General features: G+C 72.1%; 20 protein-coding genes. 6 read left to right on the top strand and 14 right to left on the bottom strand.

Annotation, left to right across the window (positions count from 1 at the left end):
* Window positions 1-6 precede the first annotated feature (6 nt).
* The gene (locus AC3WRM_RS11835) at window positions 7-1,314 is read right to left on the bottom strand and encodes an acyl-CoA dehydrogenase family protein (RefSeq protein WP_492248600.1); all 1,308 of its coding nucleotides are present in this window, start codon (window positions 1,312-1,314) and stop codon (window positions 7-9) included.
* 163 nt (window positions 1,315-1,477) lie between these two features.
* Here AC3WRM_RS11835 and def point away from each other — a divergent pair, with 163 nt between their 5' ends.
* Window positions 1,478-2,089: a peptide deformylase gene (gene def / locus AC3WRM_RS11840; protein ID WP_492248660.1), complete on the top strand. Its 612-nt coding sequence runs from the start codon at window positions 1,478-1,480 to the stop codon at window positions 2,087-2,089.
* A 38-nt stretch (window positions 2,090-2,127) separates the two neighbouring features.
* On the opposite strand, the gene AC3WRM_RS11845 is transcribed toward def, so the two are convergent.
* The 9 genes from AC3WRM_RS11845 to pstC form a co-directional block, all read right to left on the bottom strand.
* Window positions 2,128-2,925, bottom strand: coding sequence for a TrmH family RNA methyltransferase (locus AC3WRM_RS11845; RefSeq protein WP_492248599.1), 798 nt, complete (start codon window positions 2,923-2,925; stop codon window positions 2,128-2,130).
* Window positions 2,926-2,995: 70 nt separating this feature from the next.
* Window positions 2,996-3,724: a lytic murein transglycosylase gene (locus AC3WRM_RS11850; protein WP_492248598.1), complete on the bottom strand. Its 729-nt coding sequence runs from the start codon at window positions 3,722-3,724 to the stop codon at window positions 2,996-2,998.
* Window position 3,725: 1 nt separating this feature from the next.
* The gene (locus AC3WRM_RS11855; protein WP_492248597.1) at window positions 3,726-4,586 is read right to left on the bottom strand and encodes a phosphate ABC transporter ATP-binding protein; all 861 of its coding nucleotides are present in this window, start codon (window positions 4,584-4,586) and stop codon (window positions 3,726-3,728) included.
* Window positions 4,587-4,653: 67 nt separating this feature from the next.
* Complete coding sequence (locus tag AC3WRM_RS11860) at window positions 4,654-6,525, bottom strand: Ig-like domain repeat protein (RefSeq protein WP_492248596.1); 1,872 nt, start codon at window positions 6,523-6,525, stop codon at window positions 4,654-4,656.
* A 149-nt stretch (window positions 6,526-6,674) separates the two neighbouring features.
* A complete protein-coding gene (locus tag AC3WRM_RS11865; RefSeq protein ID WP_370188790.1) occupies window positions 6,675-7,607 on the bottom strand; it encodes a sortase domain-containing protein in 933 nt (310 codons plus the stop codon).
* Window positions 7,604-10,180, bottom strand: a complete 2,577-nt coding sequence (locus AC3WRM_RS11870) for a hypothetical protein (RefSeq protein WP_492248595.1) — start codon at window positions 10,178-10,180, stop codon at window positions 7,604-7,606. The genes AC3WRM_RS11865 and AC3WRM_RS11870 overlap by 4 nt, the downstream gene beginning before the upstream one ends.
* Window positions 10,177-11,796: a phosphate ABC transporter substrate-binding protein PstS gene (locus AC3WRM_RS11875; protein ID WP_492248594.1), complete on the bottom strand. Its 1,620-nt coding sequence runs from the start codon at window positions 11,794-11,796 to the stop codon at window positions 10,177-10,179. Before AC3WRM_RS11875 ends, AC3WRM_RS11870 begins: the two co-directional genes overlap by 4 nt.
* Entirely contained in the window at window positions 11,793-13,001 is a 1,209-nt protein-coding gene (pstA, locus tag AC3WRM_RS11880; protein ID WP_370188784.1) for a phosphate ABC transporter permease PstA, read from the bottom strand. The genes AC3WRM_RS11875 and pstA overlap by 4 nt, the downstream gene beginning before the upstream one ends.
* On the bottom strand, window positions 12,998-14,011 hold the full coding sequence (gene pstC / locus AC3WRM_RS11885) for a phosphate ABC transporter permease subunit PstC (RefSeq protein ID WP_253027255.1): 1,014 nt from the start codon (window positions 14,009-14,011) through the stop codon (window positions 12,998-13,000). The genes pstA and pstC overlap by 4 nt, the downstream gene beginning before the upstream one ends.
* 242 nt (window positions 14,012-14,253) lie before the next feature.
* On the opposite strand from pstC, the gene AC3WRM_RS11890 reads away from it, so the two are divergent.
* A complete protein-coding gene (locus AC3WRM_RS11890) occupies window positions 14,254-14,781 on the top strand; it encodes a YbhB/YbcL family Raf kinase inhibitor-like protein (RefSeq protein WP_370188782.1) in 528 nt (175 codons plus the stop codon).
* Between the two features lie 88 nt (window positions 14,782-14,869).
* Here AC3WRM_RS11890 and AC3WRM_RS11895 read toward each other — a convergent pair whose 3' ends face one another.
* From AC3WRM_RS11895 to AC3WRM_RS11905, 3 genes are all read right to left on the bottom strand, one after another.
* Window positions 14,870-15,985, bottom strand: coding sequence for an SPFH domain-containing protein (locus AC3WRM_RS11895; RefSeq protein ID WP_370200020.1), 1,116 nt, complete (start codon window positions 15,983-15,985; stop codon window positions 14,870-14,872).
* A gap of 2 nt (window positions 15,986-15,987) precedes the next feature.
* Window positions 15,988-16,437 (bottom strand): NfeD family protein, encoded by a 450-nt coding sequence (locus AC3WRM_RS11900; protein ID WP_492248593.1) that lies wholly within the window; start codon window positions 16,435-16,437, stop codon window positions 15,988-15,990.
* 78 nt (window positions 16,438-16,515) lie between these two features.
* The gene (locus AC3WRM_RS11905) at window positions 16,516-17,322 is read right to left on the bottom strand and encodes an ABC transporter ATP-binding protein (protein WP_492248592.1); all 807 of its coding nucleotides are present in this window, start codon (window positions 17,320-17,322) and stop codon (window positions 16,516-16,518) included.
* 125 nt (window positions 17,323-17,447) lie between these two features.
* On the opposite strand from AC3WRM_RS11905, the gene serB reads away from it, so the two are divergent.
* Window positions 17,448-18,695 (top strand): phosphoserine phosphatase SerB, encoded by a 1,248-nt coding sequence (gene serB, locus AC3WRM_RS11910; protein WP_492248591.1) that lies wholly within the window; start codon window positions 17,448-17,450, stop codon window positions 18,693-18,695.
* A gap of 12 nt (window positions 18,696-18,707) precedes the next feature.
* On the opposite strand, the gene AC3WRM_RS11915 is transcribed toward serB, so the two are convergent.
* On the bottom strand, window positions 18,708-18,923 hold the full coding sequence (locus AC3WRM_RS11915; RefSeq protein WP_253022100.1) for a dodecin: 216 nt from the start codon (window positions 18,921-18,923) through the stop codon (window positions 18,708-18,710).
* A gap of 77 nt (window positions 18,924-19,000) precedes the next feature.
* On the opposite strand from AC3WRM_RS11915, the gene AC3WRM_RS11920 reads away from it, so the two are divergent.
* Genes AC3WRM_RS11920 through AC3WRM_RS11930 form a run of 3 tightly spaced genes read left to right on the top strand, consistent with a single transcriptional unit; the run spans window position 19,001 to window position 20,182 of the window.
* Window positions 19,001-19,363, top strand: coding sequence for a DUF3099 domain-containing protein (locus AC3WRM_RS11920; protein WP_492248590.1), 363 nt, complete (start codon window positions 19,001-19,003; stop codon window positions 19,361-19,363).
* A complete protein-coding gene (locus tag AC3WRM_RS11925) occupies window positions 19,347-19,565 on the top strand; it encodes an acetone carboxylase (protein ID WP_492248589.1) in 219 nt (72 codons plus the stop codon). The genes AC3WRM_RS11920 and AC3WRM_RS11925 overlap by 17 nt, the downstream gene beginning before the upstream one ends.
* 29 nt (window positions 19,566-19,594) lie before the next feature.
* Window positions 19,595-20,182 (top strand): hypothetical protein, encoded by a 588-nt coding sequence (locus AC3WRM_RS11930; protein ID WP_492248588.1) that lies wholly within the window; start codon window positions 19,595-19,597, stop codon window positions 20,180-20,182.
* The last annotated feature ends 2 nt before the right edge of the window (window positions 20,183-20,184 follow it).

Here is a 20,184-nt window from a genome sequence, read left to right on the forward strand (position 1 = left end):
CCGTCCTCAGACGAGGACTGCTCCTTCCAGGACGCCGACGGCCCGCAGGTCGCGGTACCACCGCTCCACCGGGTGCTCCTTGACGAAGCCGTGACCACCGAGCAGCTGGACGCCGTCGGTACCGATCTTCATGCCGTACTCGGCCGCGAGCTTGCGGGCGAGGGCGATCTCGCGGGACGCGTCGCGACCCTGCTCGTGGCGCGACGCAGCCTTCAGGGTGACCAGCCGCATGCCCTCGAGCTCGATCGCGATGTTGGCGACCATGAAGGCGACCGCCTGGCGGTGCGCGATCGGCTCGCCGAACGCCTCGCGGGTCTTGACGTACTCCTTGGTGTAGTCGAGGACGGCGCGTCCCGTGCCGACCGCGAGTGCGGACCAGGCGAGACGCGACAGCCGGACGCACTCGCGGTAGTCGTCGGCGGTGCCCAGGAGCGCGGACTCGGGGACGACGGCGCCGTCGAGGCTCAGCTTCGTGAGACCGGCGGCGCGCAGGCCCATCGACGGGTCGGCGGCCAGCGTCAGGCCGGGCGTGCTCGACTCGACGACGAACAGGCGCGGGGTGCCGTCGAGCGCCGCGGCGACGACGAACAGCTCTGCCTCCGTGCCGCGCACGACGGCCGACTTGACGCCGGTGAGCCGGTAGCCGCCCTCCGTGGCGGAGGCGGTGGTCTGCAGCTCGAACGGGTCGAACAGCGGGCGGGACTCGGCCACGGCGAGGGCCGCGGCGGGCACGTCGTCGCCGGTGAACGCCGGCAGGTAGGTCTGCTGCTGCTCGTCGGTGCCCCACAGGGAGATGGCGGTGGCGACGGACGCCGGCGCGAGGCAGGCCACGGCCTGGCCCATGTCTCCGTACGCGAGCGCCTCGTTGACCAGGACGCCGGTGACCACGGAGCGCTCCTCCGACAGACCGCCGAGCGACTCGGGGACGTTCAGCAGCGTGAGGCCGAACTCGCTCGTCTGGTCGAGCACCTCCTTGGGGGTGTCGTCGGCCTTCTCGGCCGCCTCGGCGCCGGGGCGCAGCACCTCGTCGGCGAACTCGCCGATGACGTCGACCATCATCTGCTGGTCCTCGGTCGGCGTGAGGTCGAACAGGCCGCTGTCCTGCGTCGCGCCGAGACGCTGCGGCGTGCCGGAGCCCTTGACGCGCTTGAAGGTGCGGTTGGCGTTGGCCGCGAGCTGGAAGCCGGACTTGGCTCCCTGGTACACGGCGCGCTCGGTGGCCTTGCGCAGGCCGAGCTTGTCGATGGCCTGCGAGCTCGCGATGCGGTTCAGCACCGCGAGCCCGATGCCCATGGGGTCTGGTCGGTTCGCCACGGTGTCTCCTTGGCAGGGACGTTGGTGTGATGGGGGTCGGGACGGGTTCCCGCCGGGCACCGGTGAGGTGCACGACTTCACTGTAACTGTGAGTTGCAGTGCCGCGTACCGATGGTATCCGACGTCACACGGCGGAGTCCACGACTCGGGGCGATTCGCGCCGCTGTACCTTGGGCCGGTGGCGTCACACCCCAGCTCTCGTCCCCTGCCCGACGGCGGATCGGTCCGTCCCATCACCCGCTGGGGAACCCCCGTCATGCATCACGAGCTCGCCGACGTGACGTCCTTCGACGAGGAGCTCGAGACCCTCGTCCGCGACATGGTCGCGACCATGTACGCCGCGAACGGCGTGGGCCTGGCGGCCAACCAGGTGGGCGTCGACCTCAAGGTCTTCGTCTTCGACTGCCCGGACGACGACGACGTCCGCGTCACCGGGGTGGTCGTGAACCCGCGGCTCACGCTGCCCGAGGCGGCCGAGCGCAACCTCGACACCGCCGACGAGGGCTGCCTGTCTCTACCCGGTGCCTTCACCGAGTGCTCGCGCCCCGACGTCGCCAGCGTGACCGGCTTCGACGAGAAGGGCGAGCCGGTCGAGTTCCACGGCACCGGCCTGCTCGCCCGGTGCCTCCAGCACGAGACCGACCACCTCCACGGCACCGTCTTCGGCGACCGGGTGCCGGCGAAGGCCCGCAAGAAGCTCTACAGGAAGCACGAGGAGCTGGCCGACGCCTACCCCGGCGACTGGCCGGTCACCCCCGCCGCGATCGAGGACTGAGCCCGCTCCGTCGCGGTCGCGCACGTGTCCTGGCGACGTCAGCGCAGGTGCCAGCAGGCGACGGCGACCGAGGTGGCGACGTTGAGGCTGTCGATGCCCACCGCCATCGGGATCGTCACGCGCACGTCGCTGCTGCGCTGCCAGTGCTCGGTGAGTCCCGGCCCCTCGGAGCCGACCACGAGCGCCAGCCGGTCGGGCACGTCGCGCACGTCCTCGAGGGACACGGCGTCGTCGGCGAGGGTCATCGCGTACGTCGTGAAGCCGTGGCGTGACAGCAGCGAGGGCGTCCCGTACCAGTCGTCGACGCGCGCGTGCGGCACGGAGAACACCGCACCCATGGCCACCTTGACCGCCCGGCGGTAGAACGGGTCTGCGCAGCGGGGCGACAGCAGGACCGCGTCGAACCCCAGCGCCGCGGCCGCCCGGAAGATCGCGCCGACGTTGGTGTGGTCGACCAGGTCCTCCAGCACGACCACGCGCCGCGCGGCGGCCAGGACGTCGTCGACGTCCGCCGGCTCGGGTCGACGGACCGCGGACAGCGCCCCTCGGTGCACGTGGAAGCCCGTGACCCGCTCCACGTCCTTCTCCGGCATGACGAAGCACGGCGCGTCGCTCGCGTCGAGGACGTCGCGCAGCCCGTCGAGCCAGCGCGGAGCCATGAGGAACGAGGCGGCCACGTGACCGGCCTCGTGGGCCCTGCGCACGACCTTCTCCCCCTCGGCCAGGTAGATCCCGTGCTCGCTCTCGTGGGCCAGCCGCATCTGCACGTCCCGCAGGTGCAGGTAGTCGGCGAGACGGGGGTCGTCGAGGTCGTCGACGTGCACGATGCGGGCCACCGGCCCACCCTACGGGCGCTGCCGCCCCCTCCCCCCGCCCCGTCGGCTGATTCCCATCAGTTGATGGGAATCAGCCGCCGGTGCGGGAGGCGTAGGCGTCGGCGGCGGCCAGGACGCTGCGGACGTAGACGTCGGAGTGGTTGTAGGAGTGCACCGCGGCCGTCCACCCGGTCGGGGTGGTCAGGTCGGCGCCCGAGGCGCAGAGGTAGCGCGCGGCGGTCCAGGCGGCGTCGTCCACGTCGTCGACGTCAGCGACGCCGTCGCCGTCGCCGTCGGAGCCCCACTGCCGCCACGTCGAGGCGATGAACTGCAGGGGCCCACGTGCCCGGTCCCAGGTCCCGGCCTCGCTGATGGCCGCGTAGCCCGACGTGCCGTCCAGCACGGGGCCGTCGACGCTCGCGCGACCGTCCGCCGCCAGGTCGGCGCCCCCGTGCCCGGACTCCACGTGGCCGATGCCGGCGAGCGTCGTCCACCCGAGCCGGCAGCCGGGCATCTCGGTCCCCGCGCGCAGCGTGGCGGTCGCGTAGGCGCGCAGCGCCCGCGCCGGGACGCCGGTGGCCGTCGCGGTGCTCGCCACCCAGGCCGGGTCGGGCTCGCGCGACGTCGTGCTCGCCGCCGTGGACGACGACGAGGCGGGATCGGCCCCGGGGTCGGCGACCGGCGGCTGCACCGACGCTGCGGCAGGGAGGAGGTCCCGCACGTCGCGCGGGGTGGAGGGCACGGCGCTCGCCACGACGGCGGTCACGACGAGTGCCCCGACCGCCGCCACGACGCCGAGCACCGAGAGCAGACGGGTCACCTCAGCCGAACCGACCGTTCACGTAGTCCGACGTGCGCTGGTCCTGCGGCGCCTCGAACATGGTGGTCGTGTCGCCGTGCTCGATGATCACGCCCGGGGTGCCGTAGGCGGCGAGGAAGAAGGCGCACTGATCGGACACGCGCGCCGCCTGCTGCATGTTGTGCGTGACGATGACGATCGTCACCTCCTGGGCCAGCTCGAGCATCGTCTCCTCGATCACGCGCGTCGAGGTGGGGTCCAGGGCCGAGCACGGCTCGTCCATCAGCAGCACCCGCGGCTTGACCGCGAGCGACCGGGCGATGCACAGCCGCTGCTGCTGACCGCCGGACAGTCCTCCCCCGGGTGCGCCGAGACGGTCCTTGACCTCCTTCCACAGGCCGCCCTTGGTCAGGCACTCCTCGACGAGGTCGTCACGGTCGCGCGACGCGACCTTCGTCCCGGTGAGCTTGAGGCCGGCGAGCACGTTCTCCTCGATCGACATCGCCGGGAACGGGTTCGGCTTCTGGAAGACCATGCCGATCGCGCGGCGCGCGTCGGTGAGCTTGCGGTCGGGGTCGTACACGTCGGCGCCGTCGATCTCGACGCGACCCGCGAGCGAGGCACCGGGCACGAGCTCATGCATCCGGTTGAGGATGCGCAGGAAGGTCGACTTGCCGCAGCCCGACGGTCCGATGAGCGCGGTGATCCGGCCTGCGGGCATCGTGAGGGAGACCCGGTCGAGCACCTTGTGCGTGCCGAACCACGCCGAGACGTCGGTCGCCTCCAGGGTGGCCAGCGGGGCCCGGTCGGGAAGCACCGCGGGGATGCTCTGCGTGGCGTCGTCGAGCACCGGGATCACGGTGGTCTCGTCGGTCAGGGACATGGTCTCTCCTCGGGGCGGGTGGAACGCGCCGTGGCCGGCCCCCGCAGGAGCCGGCCACGGCGGTCGATCACTTGACGACGGTGTAGGTCGCCGCGGCGGACGTGGATCCGCCGTAGTTGCTGCTCGACGGCGCGAAGGTCGCGACGACGCGCTTGGCGCCCCTGGTGCTCTGCGCCTTGAGCGTGACGACGGCCTGGCCGTTGACGACCCTGCCGGTGCCGACGACGCTGGAGCCGATCTTCAGCGTGACCGTGCCCGACGCCTTCAGCGACGAACCGGTGATGCCGACCGCGACGGTCGCCTTGGTGGCCTTGCGGACCTTGACCCGGGACGCGGCCAGCTTGAGCGACGTGCGGGTCGTGGCCTTCGTGACGACGAACTTCACGAGCTTGTAGCCCTCGGCGAAGTCGTTGTCACCGGAGTAGGACACGGCGCCCCAGTAGGTACCGGCGGTCAGCGCGGCCGGGACCGTGAAGGTCGCGGTGCCGTCCTGCAGGTCGGCCGTCTGCTCGGCGGCGTCGCCGTAGACGAAGGCGACGCTGCCGGTGGCCTTGACGTCGCTCGTGCCGACGTTCACCGTGACGGTGCGCGTCGCGCCGTAGGCCGACGTGGGCGCGGTCACCTGGATGGCCTTCGTGTACTTCGCGTCCGGGACCGTGACGGTGATCGAGCCGGTGGCCTTGGAGTACGCCTGCGGGTCGTCGGGCGCGAAGGTCGCCGTGTAGCTGTGCGCACCCTTGGCGACGCCCTCGAGCGCGAGGGTGGCGTTGCCCAGCGTGTCGACGGTGGCGGTGCCGACCGTGGCGTCACCCTCGGTGAAGGTGACGGTGCCGGTGGCGGTCGACGGGCCGACCGCGGCCTTCAGCGTGACCTTGCCGCTCGGGGTCGCCTTGCCCGTGAGGCCGACGGTGCTCTGCTGGCCGCCGGCGGTCAGGAAGTTGGTCGTCGCCGACGTGGTGGTCTGGCCGCAGACGCCGCCCTGCGACGTGCGCGCCAGCTGGTCGAAGCCGGCAGCCTCGATGAGCGGGCGGGCGGCGTCGGAGCAGACGAACCCGGTCTCGCCGAACGCGGCGGTGAGGTCGGCGGCCTTCGAGCCGGTCAGGTCGTTGCCGCGGACGACGTTGTAGAGCGCGCGACGGACGCTGAAGCCGTTCAGCAGGCCGATGCTGGTCGTCGACTTGGCGCGACCGGTCGAGAACGGCACGACCGCGTCCGGGTCGTCCTTGATCTTCTCGTCGGAGTGCTCCTGGGTCTCCTTGACGTTCGAGCCGAGGGAGACGGGCTTGCCGTCGTTGATGCGGACGAGCTGGGCCTCGAAGAACGAGCGCGTGCCCGAGCCCGACTGCGGGACGTAGGGGTGGATCGTGGCGTCCTTGCCGCCGACCTGCGACCAGTTGGTGACGTCGCCCTTGTAGATGGCGAGCACCTGAGCCTCGGTCAGCGACGCGGGGGCGTCGGTGCCGGCCTTGCGCGTGCCGAGCTTGAGACCGTCGACGGCGAAGGGGAAGGCCTTCAGGCCGGCGTCGCGCTCGGTCGTGGAGATCGCGGAGGACGAGCGGGCGAAGTCGACGTTGGCGTCGTTGCTGGAGCCGTACAGCAGCTTCTTGCCGGCGCCCGAGCCGTTCGGCCGGGTGATCGGCGAGGCGCCGCTGCGCAGCGAGATCGTGGAGGGCGAGCCGTCGGCCGCCCACGAGGCGAGCTTGACCGTGCGGGAGGCGTTGTAGCCGGCGGCGACGCCGTCCTTGCCCTCCGCGAGGTAGTGCAGCGCGAGCTGGGACGTGTCGGAGCCGACGCCGACGAGGTCGGTGCTGCTGGGCGTGAAGGTCGGGTCGGCTGGGTTGGTCTCGGCGGCCTGGGCCGGTGCGACGGCGCCGAGGGTCGCCATCGAGGTCGCAGCGACGGCGAGGGCCGCGGCGAACCGGGTACGCGTGGAGATCATGCGCGTGGAGTTCCTTGTCGTGAAGGGGGGGTGGGCCGTCGGGCGACGTCCCGACGAGCACGCTAGGCGGCGGTGGAGGGGGTCCGGACGGTCTGCGGTGAACAGCAGACGTCCATTCGGGGCAGGTCGGTGAATGGTCGGTGCACGGCTCAGACGAGGTTCGGGATCAGGTGCACGGAGAGGTCGGCGGCGAACCACGCGAGGGCGAGGAACACCGGTGCGAACACCGTCCAGACGAGGGCCGGGCGCAGGCGTCGACGCAGCAGCAGCATGCCCACGACGGCCACGAGCAGGCCACCGAGCGTGAGGGCGAGCAGCGGCAGCACCGACGTGTCGACCGCCATCTTCTGCTCGGACTGACCGATGGTGTTCACCCGTGCGCCACCGGCCGGGAACGGCTTGGACTGCAGGGACGCGTCGACGTAGACCACCTCGTCCGGCCGCAGCCCGCCGAGGCGGCCGTCGCCGGCCGCGGTGATGAGCGTCAGCCGACCCTGTCCCTGCGCCGGGGGCGCCGGCACGTCGTCGCCGGCACGCCGGACGCCCTCGATCCGGTAGGTCGAGCGACCCTGCCCGGTCACGACGTCGAGCCGGGTGCCCACGGCCTCGTGCGTCATGACGTGGAAGGGCCGTCCGAAGGTCCGTGAGCGTCCGTAGACCACGGACACGCCGGCCTGGCCCGGCAGCACGGTGTCGCGCCGGTGACCTGGCCCGTCGAGCAGGAGTCCGGCCGACGTGCCCTCGACCACGACCTGGTCGATGTCGAGGGAAGGCAACGAGAAGAGGGCGACGGGGCGGCCGGGCGCGATGACCCCGCCGGTGGGCGCGGTGCCCGCGGCGAGGTCGGCGCGCAGCTCGTCGTAGAGCCGGTCCTGCGCCCGCGAGTACGACAGTCCGCCGAGCACGAGGGTCTGGAGCAGCACCCAGGCGACGAGCAGGGCCACGACCATGAGTCCGCTGCTCAGGACGAGGTCGCGCTCGGGGACGCGCGAGGTGTCGCGCGCCGCGGCGAGCCCGCCCTTCAGGGCGCCACTCCCCCGTCGCTGCCCCGTGAGGCGACCGTTCAGGGGTGCGACGGTCATGAGTCCTCCCTCCCGGCCGCGCGGAGCCTGATCACCGGGCCGGCGATCGCGCAGCCGAGGAGCAGCAGGATCAGCGCGGGCAGGAACCATGCGCCGAGGGCCGAGTGCACGCCCTCCGTGCTGCCGAGACTCTTCAGCTCGGCGTCGACGGACTGCTTGCCGCCCGCAGCCGCGGGGTCCTCGCCGGCCGCTGCAGCGCCGGACGGCACGCCGTCGGTCCCCGGCGCCCCCGACGTCGGGTCGGTGGTCCCGCCGCTGCCAGCGCCGCCGGCGCCTCCGGGCGTCGTGCCGGTCTGCGCCTCCACGTCCTGCGCCGCCTGCTGGGCCGACGCGAAGAGCGCGGCCGTGGTCCCCGCCCGGGTGATCGGCAGGTAGCCGTCGGGGAGGAAGCCGTTGCCCGACCCGCGACGCTGGCCCTCCGTGGTGGCGGTCCGGATGAACGACGCGACGGTGCGCGCCGTGCTCCTGTCCAGGCCCGAGGTCTTCGCCGCGGTGTAGACGACGAGCGTGCCCGGGTAGCCGTTCGCTCGGCGGACGGCCCCGTCCTCGAGCGCGAACGGCTGCGTGCGGCCCGTCGGCCGGGCCGTCGAGATCGCCTTCGCGAGCGTCGCGTCGGAGGGTGCCACGAACTGCCGTCCACGGGTGGTGAACGGAGCCCGCGGGGACACGGCCGACGTCTGCAGCGCGGCGGTGTGCAGGCCGTACCGCTCGGCGTCGCCGAGGGTCGTCACGCCGACCAGGAACCGTGCGCCGACGCCCTGCCGGTCGGCCCGACCCAGCACGTACGGGAACTGGTCGGTGCCGAGGCCGCTGCACTTCGTCTGCGAGTACGGCCAGGCGTCGAGCAGCGCGTCGGCGATCTTCACGAAGGAGGTCACGGGCGCGGCCAGGCGCGTCAGGTAGGGCGTGTCGTTGTTCTGCTTCAGGCACTCCTGCTGGACGGCCGGCGTGAACGTGTCGAGCAGGGGCCACTCGTCGACCGGGAGCCGGATGCCCTGGTAGGCGGGATTGATGCGCATGCCCCACGGGTCGGGTCGGCCCTCCACGAAGGCGTGCGCCTCCGGGTCGTCGTCGATGTAGGTCGAGATCGCCTTGATCACGTCCGAGGACTCCGAGAGCGACACCAGCACGGCTGCCGCCTCCTGCTCCCCCGTCGACAGACCGGGGTTCAGGGCCTGGAACTCGGGGTCGGCGTTCAGCGAGCCCGGGTTGTTCTCCAGTCCGGGGTGCTGGCGTCCGAGGCTCGAGCCGGGATAGCTCTGTGTGAGCAGCTTGGCGAGGAGCCGGGCGTTGAGGTTCAGCGTGCCGCGCTCACCGGCGTTCTTCGGCTCGTCGATGACGTAGGAGATCGCGAACCCGGTGACGGCCGTCGGCGCGTAGGCGGTCGGCGCCTCGCCGTCGACGGTCTTGCGGCTCGAGACGAACGCTCCGGGGACCTCGTCCTGCTGCATCAGCTGGAACGAGGCGAGGTCGGGCAGGACGTTGTGCTGGAAGCGGAAGCGGTCCTTGCGCAGGCAGTAGGCCGGCGCCCACTGCACGGTGGCCTGCGACATCAGCTCCGAGCCGTAGAAGCCGACCGGCGGCCGGTCGTCGAGGACGGAGCAGACGTTCGGCGCGGGGCCGAAGGTGATCGGCACGCTGATCCGGTTGCGCCAGTTCGACGCGGTCCACCAGTAGCGGGGCGACACGCTCTCGTCGACGCCCTGGCCGTCGAAGTTGCTCGAGCCGGGCTCGAAGCGGCCCTGCTTGCGGCAGGCGGCGTTGAGCTGGCGCGAGTCCGACTGCAGGCAGCTGATGCCCATGACGGGGATGACGACGATGCTGCAGGCGGTCGTGTCGTTGCAGCCGAGCGACTCGTTCTCGATGCTCGAGCGCACCTCGAACTGGATGTCGCCCTTGCCGTCGACCGTCGTGAACGCGGCCTGCTCCGCGGGCGGGAACGACGCGTCGACCGCCGCCTCGGGGGGCAGGGTGTCGCTGGAGCACGAGGCGAAGGTCTGGCCCTTCGCGGACACGAACGGCGTCACGTGCGTCGACGTGCCCGCCGCGGCACCGCCGCAGCTCGCCGGCAGGCTCCGGACCCCGGACAGGGCGCTGCGCGCCGCGTCGTCGGCGTAGCGGTCCGAGCGCCAGATGGCGGCGGCGTCCGGCACCTGGAGCTGCGAGCGCTGCTGGACGGTCGAGGTCCAGCAGGTCTCGGGGCGGACGCGCTGCGCCGCCGGCAGGCTGGCGTCGTCACGGCCGCGGCACTGGAGCACCACCACCGGGTACTCCTGGTCCATCCCGTTCTCGCCGAACGGGCTCGTGGAGCGACCGCCGCTCGGGCGGGCGCCGTCCCACGTCACGTGGACGCGCTCGCGCCCGCGCAGGTTGCGCGTGTGGTCGACCTGGACCGTCACGTCGCGGCGGTCCACCCGGACCTCCTCGCCGTTCTCGGTGAAGGTGCGCTCGACCGTCTTCGTCTGGCGGAACGCGCCGACGTCGTCGCCCTGCGCCTGCACGCCGGCCGACGTCAGGAGTCCGGTACCGACGGCGGCCACCGCGACGGTCGCGAGGACCTTGCGCCACCTCACGAGCGTGCCCCCGTCGTGCTGCGGGTGCGACGGCGCAGCGCCACCGCGACGACGCCCGGCGCCAGGATGATGGCGAGGAGCTCGACCGCTGCGAGCGTGCCGAAGATGGCGTCGTCGCCGGCCCGGCCTGCGGTCAGCTCGGTCTGCACCGCCACCGTCGCCGCGCCCCCACCGGAGGACGCTGAGCCCACCGGGAGACCGGTCTCGGGGTCGATCGACCCGCCGGCACCGGGCGCATCGGGCGTGCCGCCGGCCGAGCCGTCACCTCCTGCACCGCCGCCGGAGCCGCCCGAACCACCGCCGGCACCGCCGCCCGTCTTCGCCTGCTCCACCGACGTGGGCGCGGTGCCCGTCCCCGTGGTGCACGGCCCCTGGCCCTGCTGGTCGCAGCTCGCCGGCATGGGCGCGATCTGCGCCAGCTTGTTGGCCGACAGGTCGCCCGGCACGAACGTGGGGTTGTTGCACTTGGTGACCGAGCGGTCGTTCAGGTTGACCTTCGGGTCGGCCTTTCTCAGCTTGGACAGCTCGGTGAAGCCCGCCTGCACGAGGTTGAGCGGCAGCGGGGAGTACCCGTACTTGCCGGCCTTCGTCTGCCCCTCGCAGAGCGAGTAGAACATGAAGTCCGCCAGCGACTGGCGCTTGGACGTGGTCATGCGCTGGTCCTTCGCGCCGGTCGGCAGCAGCAGGTAGCTGTACGACGAGAGGGGGTACGCCCGCTTGTCCTGCGCCGTGTAGACACCGAGCAGGTCCTGCGTCAGGTCCTTGCGGATCCGCGCCTTCGTCAGGGCGACGGCCACGTTGTACTGCGTCGGCTCGACGTAGTAGCCCGACTGGTTCAGCACCTTCACGACCGGGAAGTTCTTGTTGACCGGGTAGGAGTACTCGACGTAGCCGATCGTCCCGTTGCCGGCCGCGTCGGCGATGGTGTTCATCACCTGGTCCGAGCCGTTCGCGCCGGTCGCGTTGCCCTTGCGCGGGAAGTACGACGTCAGGCCCGCGCGGCCGAAGAACGGGCGCCAGTCGCTCGCGTGCTGCGAGTCGAGCCACGCCGTGAACTGGGCGGTGGTGCCCGAGCCGTCCGAGCGCACGACCGGTCGGATCTTCAGCGACGGCAGCTTCGTGCCGTTGTTGTCCTTCGCGATCGCGGGGTCGTTCCAGTTGGTGATCTTGTTCGTGAAGATCTTCGCGATGGTGTCGCCCGACAGGCGCAGGTTGCGGACCATCTTCCCGCCGACCCGGACCTGGTAGGTGAAGGCCGTGCCGCCCGCGACGATCGGCACGTAGGAGAACGGCCGGTTCTTCGGCGGCGGGTCGTCACCGCCCTGCGCACCGCTGCCCTGGTAGGGCACCTCGGTGATGCCGAAGTCGGTGGTGCCGGCAGCGAACGCCTTGCGTCCGGCCGACGAGCCGCGTCCGGTGTAGGTCACCTTGATGCCGTTCGCCGACACGTCGGTGATCCACTGGTTGACGATCACCTGGGACCAGGTGGAGCCCGACCCCTCGATCTGTGCGTAGGCAGCCTCCGCGGGGCGCGACGACGCGATCAGCACCGCGATCGCGAGCAGCACGACGCCGACGCCCGCGCGAGCGGGGCGGGCGAGAAGACTCTGGTTCACCGGGTTCCCTTCCTCGGTCGCGCCAGGAGGCGAGCGACCACGAACAACGTGAGCACGAGGCCCAGCAGCACGGAGGCGGCTGCGAAGGCGCGGGCGATCTCGAGCGGCTCGCCGGAGCGGACCGTCGAGTAGATGTAGAGCGGCAGCGAGTTCATGACGCCACCGGTCGGGTTGGTCACGAGGAACGTGGCCGAGCCCGACGTGAGCAGGACCGGCGACGTCTCGCCGATGCCGCGCGCGACGCCGAGGATGACGGCGGTCGCCAGGCCGGGCCGCGCCGTCGGCAGCACGACGTGCCAGACGGTGCGCCAACGGGAGGCGCCGAGCGCCAGGCTCGCCTCCCGCAGGCTGCCGGGCACGACCCGGAGCACGACGTCGGACGCCCGGGCGATGATCGGCAGCATCATGACGGCGAGGGCGAGCGCCGCGGCCAGGCCCGAGCTCGGCAGCCCGAGCGTCACGATCGCGACGGTGTAGATGAACAGACCGGCGACGATCGACGGCAGCGCCGTCATGGCCTCGACGACGGTGCGCACGACCCGCGCGAGCCGGCCTCCGACCTCGGTCATGTAGATCGCGGTGCCGATGCCGAGCGGGATGGTGATGGCCACGGCGATGCCGACCTGGATCAGCGAGCCGACGATCGCGTGCAGGATGCCGCCCCGGGTGAACGGGTCGCGCGGGCCGACGCCCTCCATGTCGTGCGTGAAGAAGTTGACGTGGAACAGCGCCTCGCGGCCGCGCAGGAAGATGAACAGCACGGTGCTCAGCAACGCCAGGCCCAGCAGGACCACCGCGGCGTGCACCACGGCGCTCATCACGCGGTCGACGACTTCCGGCCCGGTCCCGACCACGGCCGTGAGCAGCCCGACGATCACCAGGCCCAGCACGAACGTCGTCAGCGTGAACGCGACCGCGCCGTCCCAGGGCAGCAGGCGGTCGGTGACGAGCCAGGACAGCGCGACCGCGGCCAGCCACGCGCCCAGCTGGACGAAGCGCTGCTCGGCCGTCGTCGAGCGCAGCAGGCGGCGCGGTCCGTCGACGTCGTTCTTGCGCACGGACGGCTCGGTGCGCACCGACGTCGTCCCCCGCGTCGAGGCGGCCGTGGCACCGGGCCGAGCTGCCTGCGGGGTCGCGGGCGGCACCGTGACGGCCGGGAGGTCCGTCGTGCGGGTGAGGTCGGGGTCGAGGGTGGGCGCGCTCATGCGTCGGCTCCTGCTCCGGACCGGCTGCGCGCGACGACCATCGCGGCGAGCGAGTTGATGACGAGGGTGATGACGAACAGCACGAAGCCCGCGGCGAGCAGCGCGGCGAGCTGAGTGTCGGCGGCCTCGCCGAAGCGACCCGCGATGAGGGCGGAGATGGTGTTGGTGCCGATCTCCAGCGGCCGCACCTTCAGGTCGAACGACGGCGAGATGATCAGGAGCACGGCGATGGTCTCGCCGAGCGCGCGGCCGAGCCCGAGCATCGTGCCGCCGATGATGCCGCCGCGGCCGAACGGGAGCACCACGGTGCGCACGACGCCCCAGTGGGTGGCGCCGAGGGCGAAGGCCGCCTCGCGCTCCCCGGGCGGGGTCTGGGAGAACACCTGACGCATCACGGCGGTCGCCATGGGGATGACCATCATCGCCACGGCCAGGCCGGCCAGGAAGGCCGAGGCGGTGTAGGCCGAGCGGTCCCAGACGGCGGCGTCGGGATCGGTGTCGACCCGGAAGATCGGGATGAAGCCGAGGTGCTGGTGCAGCCAGTGGGCGACGTCGGCGACGTACGGCTTCAGCAGGAAGAAGCCCCACAGCCCGTACACGAGGCTGGGCACCGCGGCCATGAGGTCGACCAGCGAGGTGAGTGGCGCCCGCAGGCCCGGGGGTGCGTACTCGGCGATGTAGAGCGCCGCGAGCAGCGACAGCGGGAAGGCCACGACGAGGGCGACGGAGGCGACCGTGAACGTGCCGATGAGCACCGAGCCGATGCCGAGCTTGTCCGACTCGGGCTCCCACTGCGTCTCCGTGAGGAACCCGAGCCCGTACCGCTGCATCGTCGGCACCGCCGACCACGCGAGGAACAGGCCGATCCCGCCGGTGATGACGAGCACCGTCACGGCGATGCTCCGGGTGGAGAGGACGAACGTGCGGTCGGAGCCGCTGAGCTCCGTCGAGAGCGGTCGGGGCTCGTCGACGTCGACGCGCGCAGGCTCGCTGCGCAGGACGGTGGTCACGCCTGGTGCTCCTGGGGGTGGAGGACGGCGCGTCGGTGGACGGGCCTCGAGAACTCTGACAGCGCGCGACGGCGTCCGGAGCGTCTGCGGTGAACGGGTGATGAATGGTCGGCGAGCACTCGGGTGAGGCGCTCCTGAGGCCCGCTCAGGGCTCCCGACGGGGTCCGACAGGACGCTGGACAGGCACCGGGGCGGCCGGCGTCCGCACTGCACGAGGAGGTGGGCGTCGCTAGCGTGGGGTCATGAGTCTCGAACGTCCCGTCACCCCCGACCCCTACCCGCTGCTGCCGGCCGCGGCGTCGTTCTCGGTCACGAGCGACGACGTCACCGACGGCGCCCCGCTCAAGGACGACCAGGTCAACGCGCACGGCGACACCTCGCCGCAGCTGTCCTGGAGCGGCGCCCCCGAGGGCACGCAGTCCTACGTCGTGACCTGCTACGACCCCGACGCCCCGATCGTGTCCGGCTTCTGGCACTGGACGGTCGTCGACATCCCCGCCGACGTCACCTCGCTGGACGCCGGTGCCGGCGCGAGCGACGACACGCTGCCCGAGGGCGCCTTCCACGTCCGCAACGACGGTGGCGGCAAGAACTTCATGGGCGCTGCGCCGCCGGAGGGCGACCAGCCGCACCGCTACTTCTTCGTGGTCCACGCGGTGGGCGAGGAGAAGCTCGGGGTCGACGGCGACGTGAGCCCGGCCGTCGTCGGCTTCAACCTGGCGTTCAAGACGCTCGGCCGCGCGATCGTCCACGGCACCTACCAGCACTGACGCGTCGAGCCGTCGGCGACGACGGCGCTGACGCACGAGGGCCCCGGAGCGGCTGCTCCGGGGCCCTCGTGCGTGGGCTGGGTGCTCCTCAGGCCGGCGGGGCCGGCGGCTCCTCGCCGTCGGTGGGCGACGGCGGGGCGACCGGGTCGGCGGTGCCGCCTCCGGTCCCCACCCCGGGCTTCTCGGCGGCCTTGGCGGCCTCGAGCGCCGCCTCGACCGCGGCCTGCGTGCCGGCCGAGGACTCCCCCGTCTCGACGGGCTCGTCGAGGTCGACCCGGTTGCGGCTGCCGCCGCCGTCGACGGGGATCGTGCCGAGCTGGTTCCCGAGCGTGCCGAGGGCCTTGGTGAGCTCGGCCGGGATGATCCAGGTCGACGCGTTCTCGCCGCTGGCGATCTTCGGCAGCGTCTGCAGGTACTGGTAGGACAGCAGCTTCTGGTCGGGGTTGCCGTCGTGGATGGCCTGGAAGACCGTCTCGATGGCCCGCCCCTCGCCCTGCGCCGTCAGGATGGCGGCCTGCTTCTCGCCCTCGGCCGACAGGATCGCGGCCTGCTTCTCGCCCTCGGCGGTCAGGATGGCGGCCTGCTTCTGGCCCTCGGCGGTCAGGATCGCGCTCTGGCGGTCGCCCTCGGCGGTCAGGATCGCGGCGCGCTTGTCGCGCTCGGCGCGCATCTGCTTCTCCATGGCGTCGATGATCGACGGCGGCGGGTCGATGCCCTTGAGCTCGACCCGGTTGACGCGGATCCCCCACTTGCCGGTGGCCCCGTCGAGCTCGCCGCGCAGGCCGGAGTTGATCTGGTCGCGGCTCGTGAGCGCGTGCTCCAGGCTCATGCCACCGATGATGTTGCGCAGCGTCGTCATGGTGAGCTGCTCGATGGCCTGGATGTAGTGGGCGATCTCGTACGTCGCGGCCACGGGGTCGGTCACCTGGAAGTAGATGACGGTGTCGATGGAGACCGTGAGGTTGTCCTCGGTGATCACCGGCTGCGGCGGGAACGAGACGACCTGCTCGCGCAGGTCGATCATGTAGCGCACCTTGTCGATGAACGGGACGACGATGTTCAGGCCGGCCGAGAGGGTGGTGCGGTACTTGCCGAACCGCTCCACGATGCCGGCACGGGCCTGCGGGACGATCTTGATCGTCATCGTCACGACGACGACGGCGAGGATCGCCAGCAGGACCAGGAAGATGGTCAAGGCGGTCATGCTCAGGACTCCTTCGGGGTGATGATGGCGGTGGCGCCGTCGATGCGGGTCACGACGACCTCTGCTCCGGGCGCCACCTCGGTGTCGCCCTCGGTGCGGGCCGACCACACCTCGCTCGCGAGCGTGATGCGGCCTCCGAACGGGCCGACCGGCTCGAGCACCACGCCGGTCCGACCGACGAGGGCGTCGTGGCCGGTCGTGAGGGTCGGCCCCGCGTGCAGGCGGGCGACCATGGGTGGCCGGGCGAAGAACAGCAGCCCGACGCCGACGACGCCGAACGCGAGCATCGCGACCCAGAACGGGGCACCCAGGGCGCTCGCCACCGCGCCGGCGAGTGCCCCGATCGCGAACATCAGCAGCACGAGGTCGAGGCTCAGCAGCTCGGCGACCGCCAGGAGCACGGCGACGCCGACCCAGGTGACCCAGGCGTTCTCCGTCATCCACTCGATCATCGGTGGTCTCCTCTCGTGACGGCGCAGTCGCGCACACGCGTCGGGCGCGTCACGCTACCAGTCACGTGCGGCACGACGTCAGCGCAGCGCTCGTCGGCCGTACTGCGCGCGCCGGGCTGCGTAGCGCCCGTCGACGTGGTCGAGCTCGAGCCGCATTCCGAACGTGGTGCCGAGATTCTCGGCGGTCAGCACCTCACCGATCGGACCACGCGCGACGACACCGCCGTCGCGCAGCAGGAGCACGTGCGTGAAGCCGGGCGGGATCTCCTCGACGTGGTGGGAGACCATGACGAGCACCGGTGCACCCGGCGTCGACGACAGCACGTCGAGGCTGGCGAGCAGGTCCTCGCGGGCACCGAGGTCGAGTCCGGCGCCCGGCTCGTCGAGCAGCAGCAGCTCGGGGTCGGTCATGAGCGCCCGGGCGATGAGCGACCGCTTGCGCTCGCCCTCCGAGAGCGTCCCGAACGTGCGGTCGGCGAGACCGGTGATGCCCAGCTCGCCCATGATCTGGCGCGCCCGCTGCAGGTCGTCCTCGTCGTAGGTCTCGCGCCAGCGGCCCGTCACGGCGTGCGCGGCGGACAGCACGACGTCCTCGACGCGCTCGACCGGCGGGATCCGGTCGGCGACCACGGTCGCACTGTGGCCGATCCGGGTGCGCAGGTCGAAGACGTCGGTGGCACCGAGGCGCTCCCCCAGGATCTCCGCGCTGCCCGACGTCGGGTGCAGGTGCGCGCCGACGACCTGGAGCAGCGTGCTCTTCCCGGCGCCGTTGGGGCCGAGCACCACCCAGCGCTCGTCGTCGTGCACGGTCCACGACACGTCGTCGAGGAGACGCTTCCCGGGCCTGACCACGCTCACCGAGTCGAGCTGGAACGCGGTGGCCATGCGGGGTCTCCTGCTGCTGGTCGGACCGGACGACGGCGTGCTCACGCCGAGGCGGGCACGCTGTGTCCAACCTATCGTGACGTCCCGCGTCGCCGACGGGCGGTCGGGCGATAGCCTCGGTCCCGATGAGCGCCCACGTGCCGGCCGTGCACCTCACCTCGCCCACCCTGCTGCTGACCCTGACGGGACCCGACCGCAGCGGCGTCTCGACGAGGCTGTTCGCGTCGCTCGAGCCGTTCGAGGTCGAGGTCGTCGACGTCGAGCAGCTCGTCGTCCGCGGCCGTCTCGTGCTGAGCGTGCTCGTCTCCGTGCCGACCGACCCGGAGGCGCTCGAGAGCGCCGTCCGGGCCACGGCCGCCGAGCTCGACATGGAGATCGAGGTCGAGCACGGGGTCGGGGACAACCGTCCGCGTCGCGTGGGTCGCAGCCAGGTCACGTTGCTCGGCCATCCGCTGCGCCCGGCGGCGATGACGGCCCTGACCAGCCGCATCAAGGCCGCGGGCGGCAACATCGACCGGATCCTGCGCCTCGCGCGCTACCCCGTGACGGCGCTGCGCCTGGAGGTCTCGGGCGCCGACCCCGACGTCCTGCAGGTGGAGCTCGCAGCAGCGGCCTTCGAGCACGGCGTCGACGTGGCCGTCGAGGAGCGGGGCATCCTGCGACACGCGCAGCGGCTCGTCGTCATGGACGTCGACTCGACCCTCATCCAGGGCGAGGTCATCGAGATGCTCGCCGAGCACGCCGGCTGCGCCGACGAGGTCGCGGCGGTCACGGAGTCGGCGATGCGCGGCGAGATCGACTTCGAGGAGTCGCTGCGTCAGCGCGTGGCGCGCCTCGAGGGAGTGCCGGCGTCGGCGCTCGACGACGTCTACGCGGCCCTGGAGTACACGCCCGGTGCCCGCACGATGGTCCGCAGCCTGAAGCGGCTCGGCTACCGGTTCGCGCTCGTCAGCGGCGGCTTCACCCAGATCATCGAGCGCATCGCCGCCGACCTGGGCATCGACTACTGGGCGGCGAACGAGCTGGAGGTCGTGGACGGCCGGCTCACCGGCGGTGTCGTGGGTGCCGTGGTCGACCGCGCCGGCAAGGCGGAGGCGCTGCGTCGCTTCGCCGCCGAGGCGCGCATCGGGCTGAAGAACACCGTGGCGGTGGGCGACGGGGCCAACGACCTCGACATGCTGGCCGCCGCGGGGCTGGGCATCGCCTTCAACGCCAAGCCGGTGGTGCGCGACCAGGCGCAGACCTCGGTGAACGTGCCCTACCTCGACTCGGTCATGTACCTCCTCGGCATCACGCGCGAGGAGGTGGAGGAGGCCGACGCGGCCGAGCCCCCGGACGCCCCGACCGGTCCCGGCGCGGCCGCCGCCCGCTGACCTCGACAGGTCCTACTCGTCGTCCTCCAGGCGGAAGCCGATCTTCATCGTCACCTGGTAGTGCGAGACGTCGGTGTCGGTGATGGCGCCGCGGATGCCCTCGACCTCGAACCAGTCGAGGTGGCGCAGGGTCTGGCCGGCCCGCTTGATGCCGTTCTCGATGGCCTGGGTGACGCCCTCCGGGGAGGTGCCGACGATCTCGGTGACGCGGTAGGTGCGGTTGCTCATGACAGCATCATGCCGGTGTCCTCCTCCTCACGCCCCGGCGCCCGGCGGGTCCGCACGCAGCGACGTACGCTGGAGAGGTGAAGCACACACCGCCGAAGGGCTCCTCGACCGGCTCCGCTGGTGGCCGCGAGGAGCAGGTCTACTCGATCACCTCGGCCAGCGAGGGGCACAGCGACGAGCTGGGGTCCCGCGAGCTCCGGTACGCCCTGAGCATGGGGGTGCGGACGCTCTGCTTCATCGGTGCCGTGATCGCCTGGAACCACGTCATGTGGCTGGCCGTCGTGCTCCTGGTGGGTGCGGTGTTCCTGCCCTACACGTCGGTCATCCTGGCCAACGCCGGGGTGCGCACCCGCGGCGAGGGCACGGACATCATGAAGCCCGAGCCGTTCGGGCAGATCGGCGACCGTCCCGCGGAGGAGCGCCGTGACGAGCGTGGCTGACGAGCTGGTCTGCTCGGCGAAGGGCTGCACCGCGGCGGCCCTGCACCGCATCGAGTGGAACAACCCGAAGATCCACACGCCGGACCGACGCAAGACGTGGTTGGCCTGCGACGAGCACGAGCAGTCGCTGCGACGCTTCCTCGACGCGCGCGGCTTCTACAAGGAGACGCTCCCGCTGCAGGACGGCGTCACCTCGGAGTGAGCGGTCGGCCGTCGCCTACCCTCGACCCCATGTCGAGCACGATCACCCGCGCCGTCTCCCTGGTCCTCCTCGGCTGCCTGGCGGCGGGCTGCGGCGGTGGCGCCGAGCCTGAGCCGACAGCCTCTGCGCCGCCGGCCTCCACGGTGCCCGCGGCGTCCGGGAGCGGTCACGAGCTCGGCTCCCCCGTCGTGCCCGACGGCCAGGACGCGCGGGACTTCCGCGCGCAGGCCGAGCTCGACGACGGCCGCCGCGTGGCCGCGTACCAGGTGGCCGGCACCGGGCTCGTCGTCCAGGTCCGGTCTGCCGGGGAGACGTCGTGGAGCGCTCCGACCACGTTGGTCGGATCCACCGAGGACCCCTGCCAGGGCGTCGAGCTCGAGCAGGCTGGCGGCACGGTCGCGCTGACCGCAGGGTTCGGTCTGTACTGCTACGACGGCGAGCCGCCGCAGCAGGTCGTGGCAGCCGTTCTCGGCGAGGGCGACGATGCCTGGGCCGTGCGCACGATCGACGACGTGGACGACTTCACGGCCGTGAAGGTCGCCGAGGACGGCCGTCGCGTCGACTTCGAGGGCGGCGGCGGCACGATCACGTGGCGTCCATCGAGCGGCTTCGCCTGACG

The sequence above is a fragment of the Aeromicrobium sp. EU05-FHT14F07 genome (assembly GCF_058790455.1).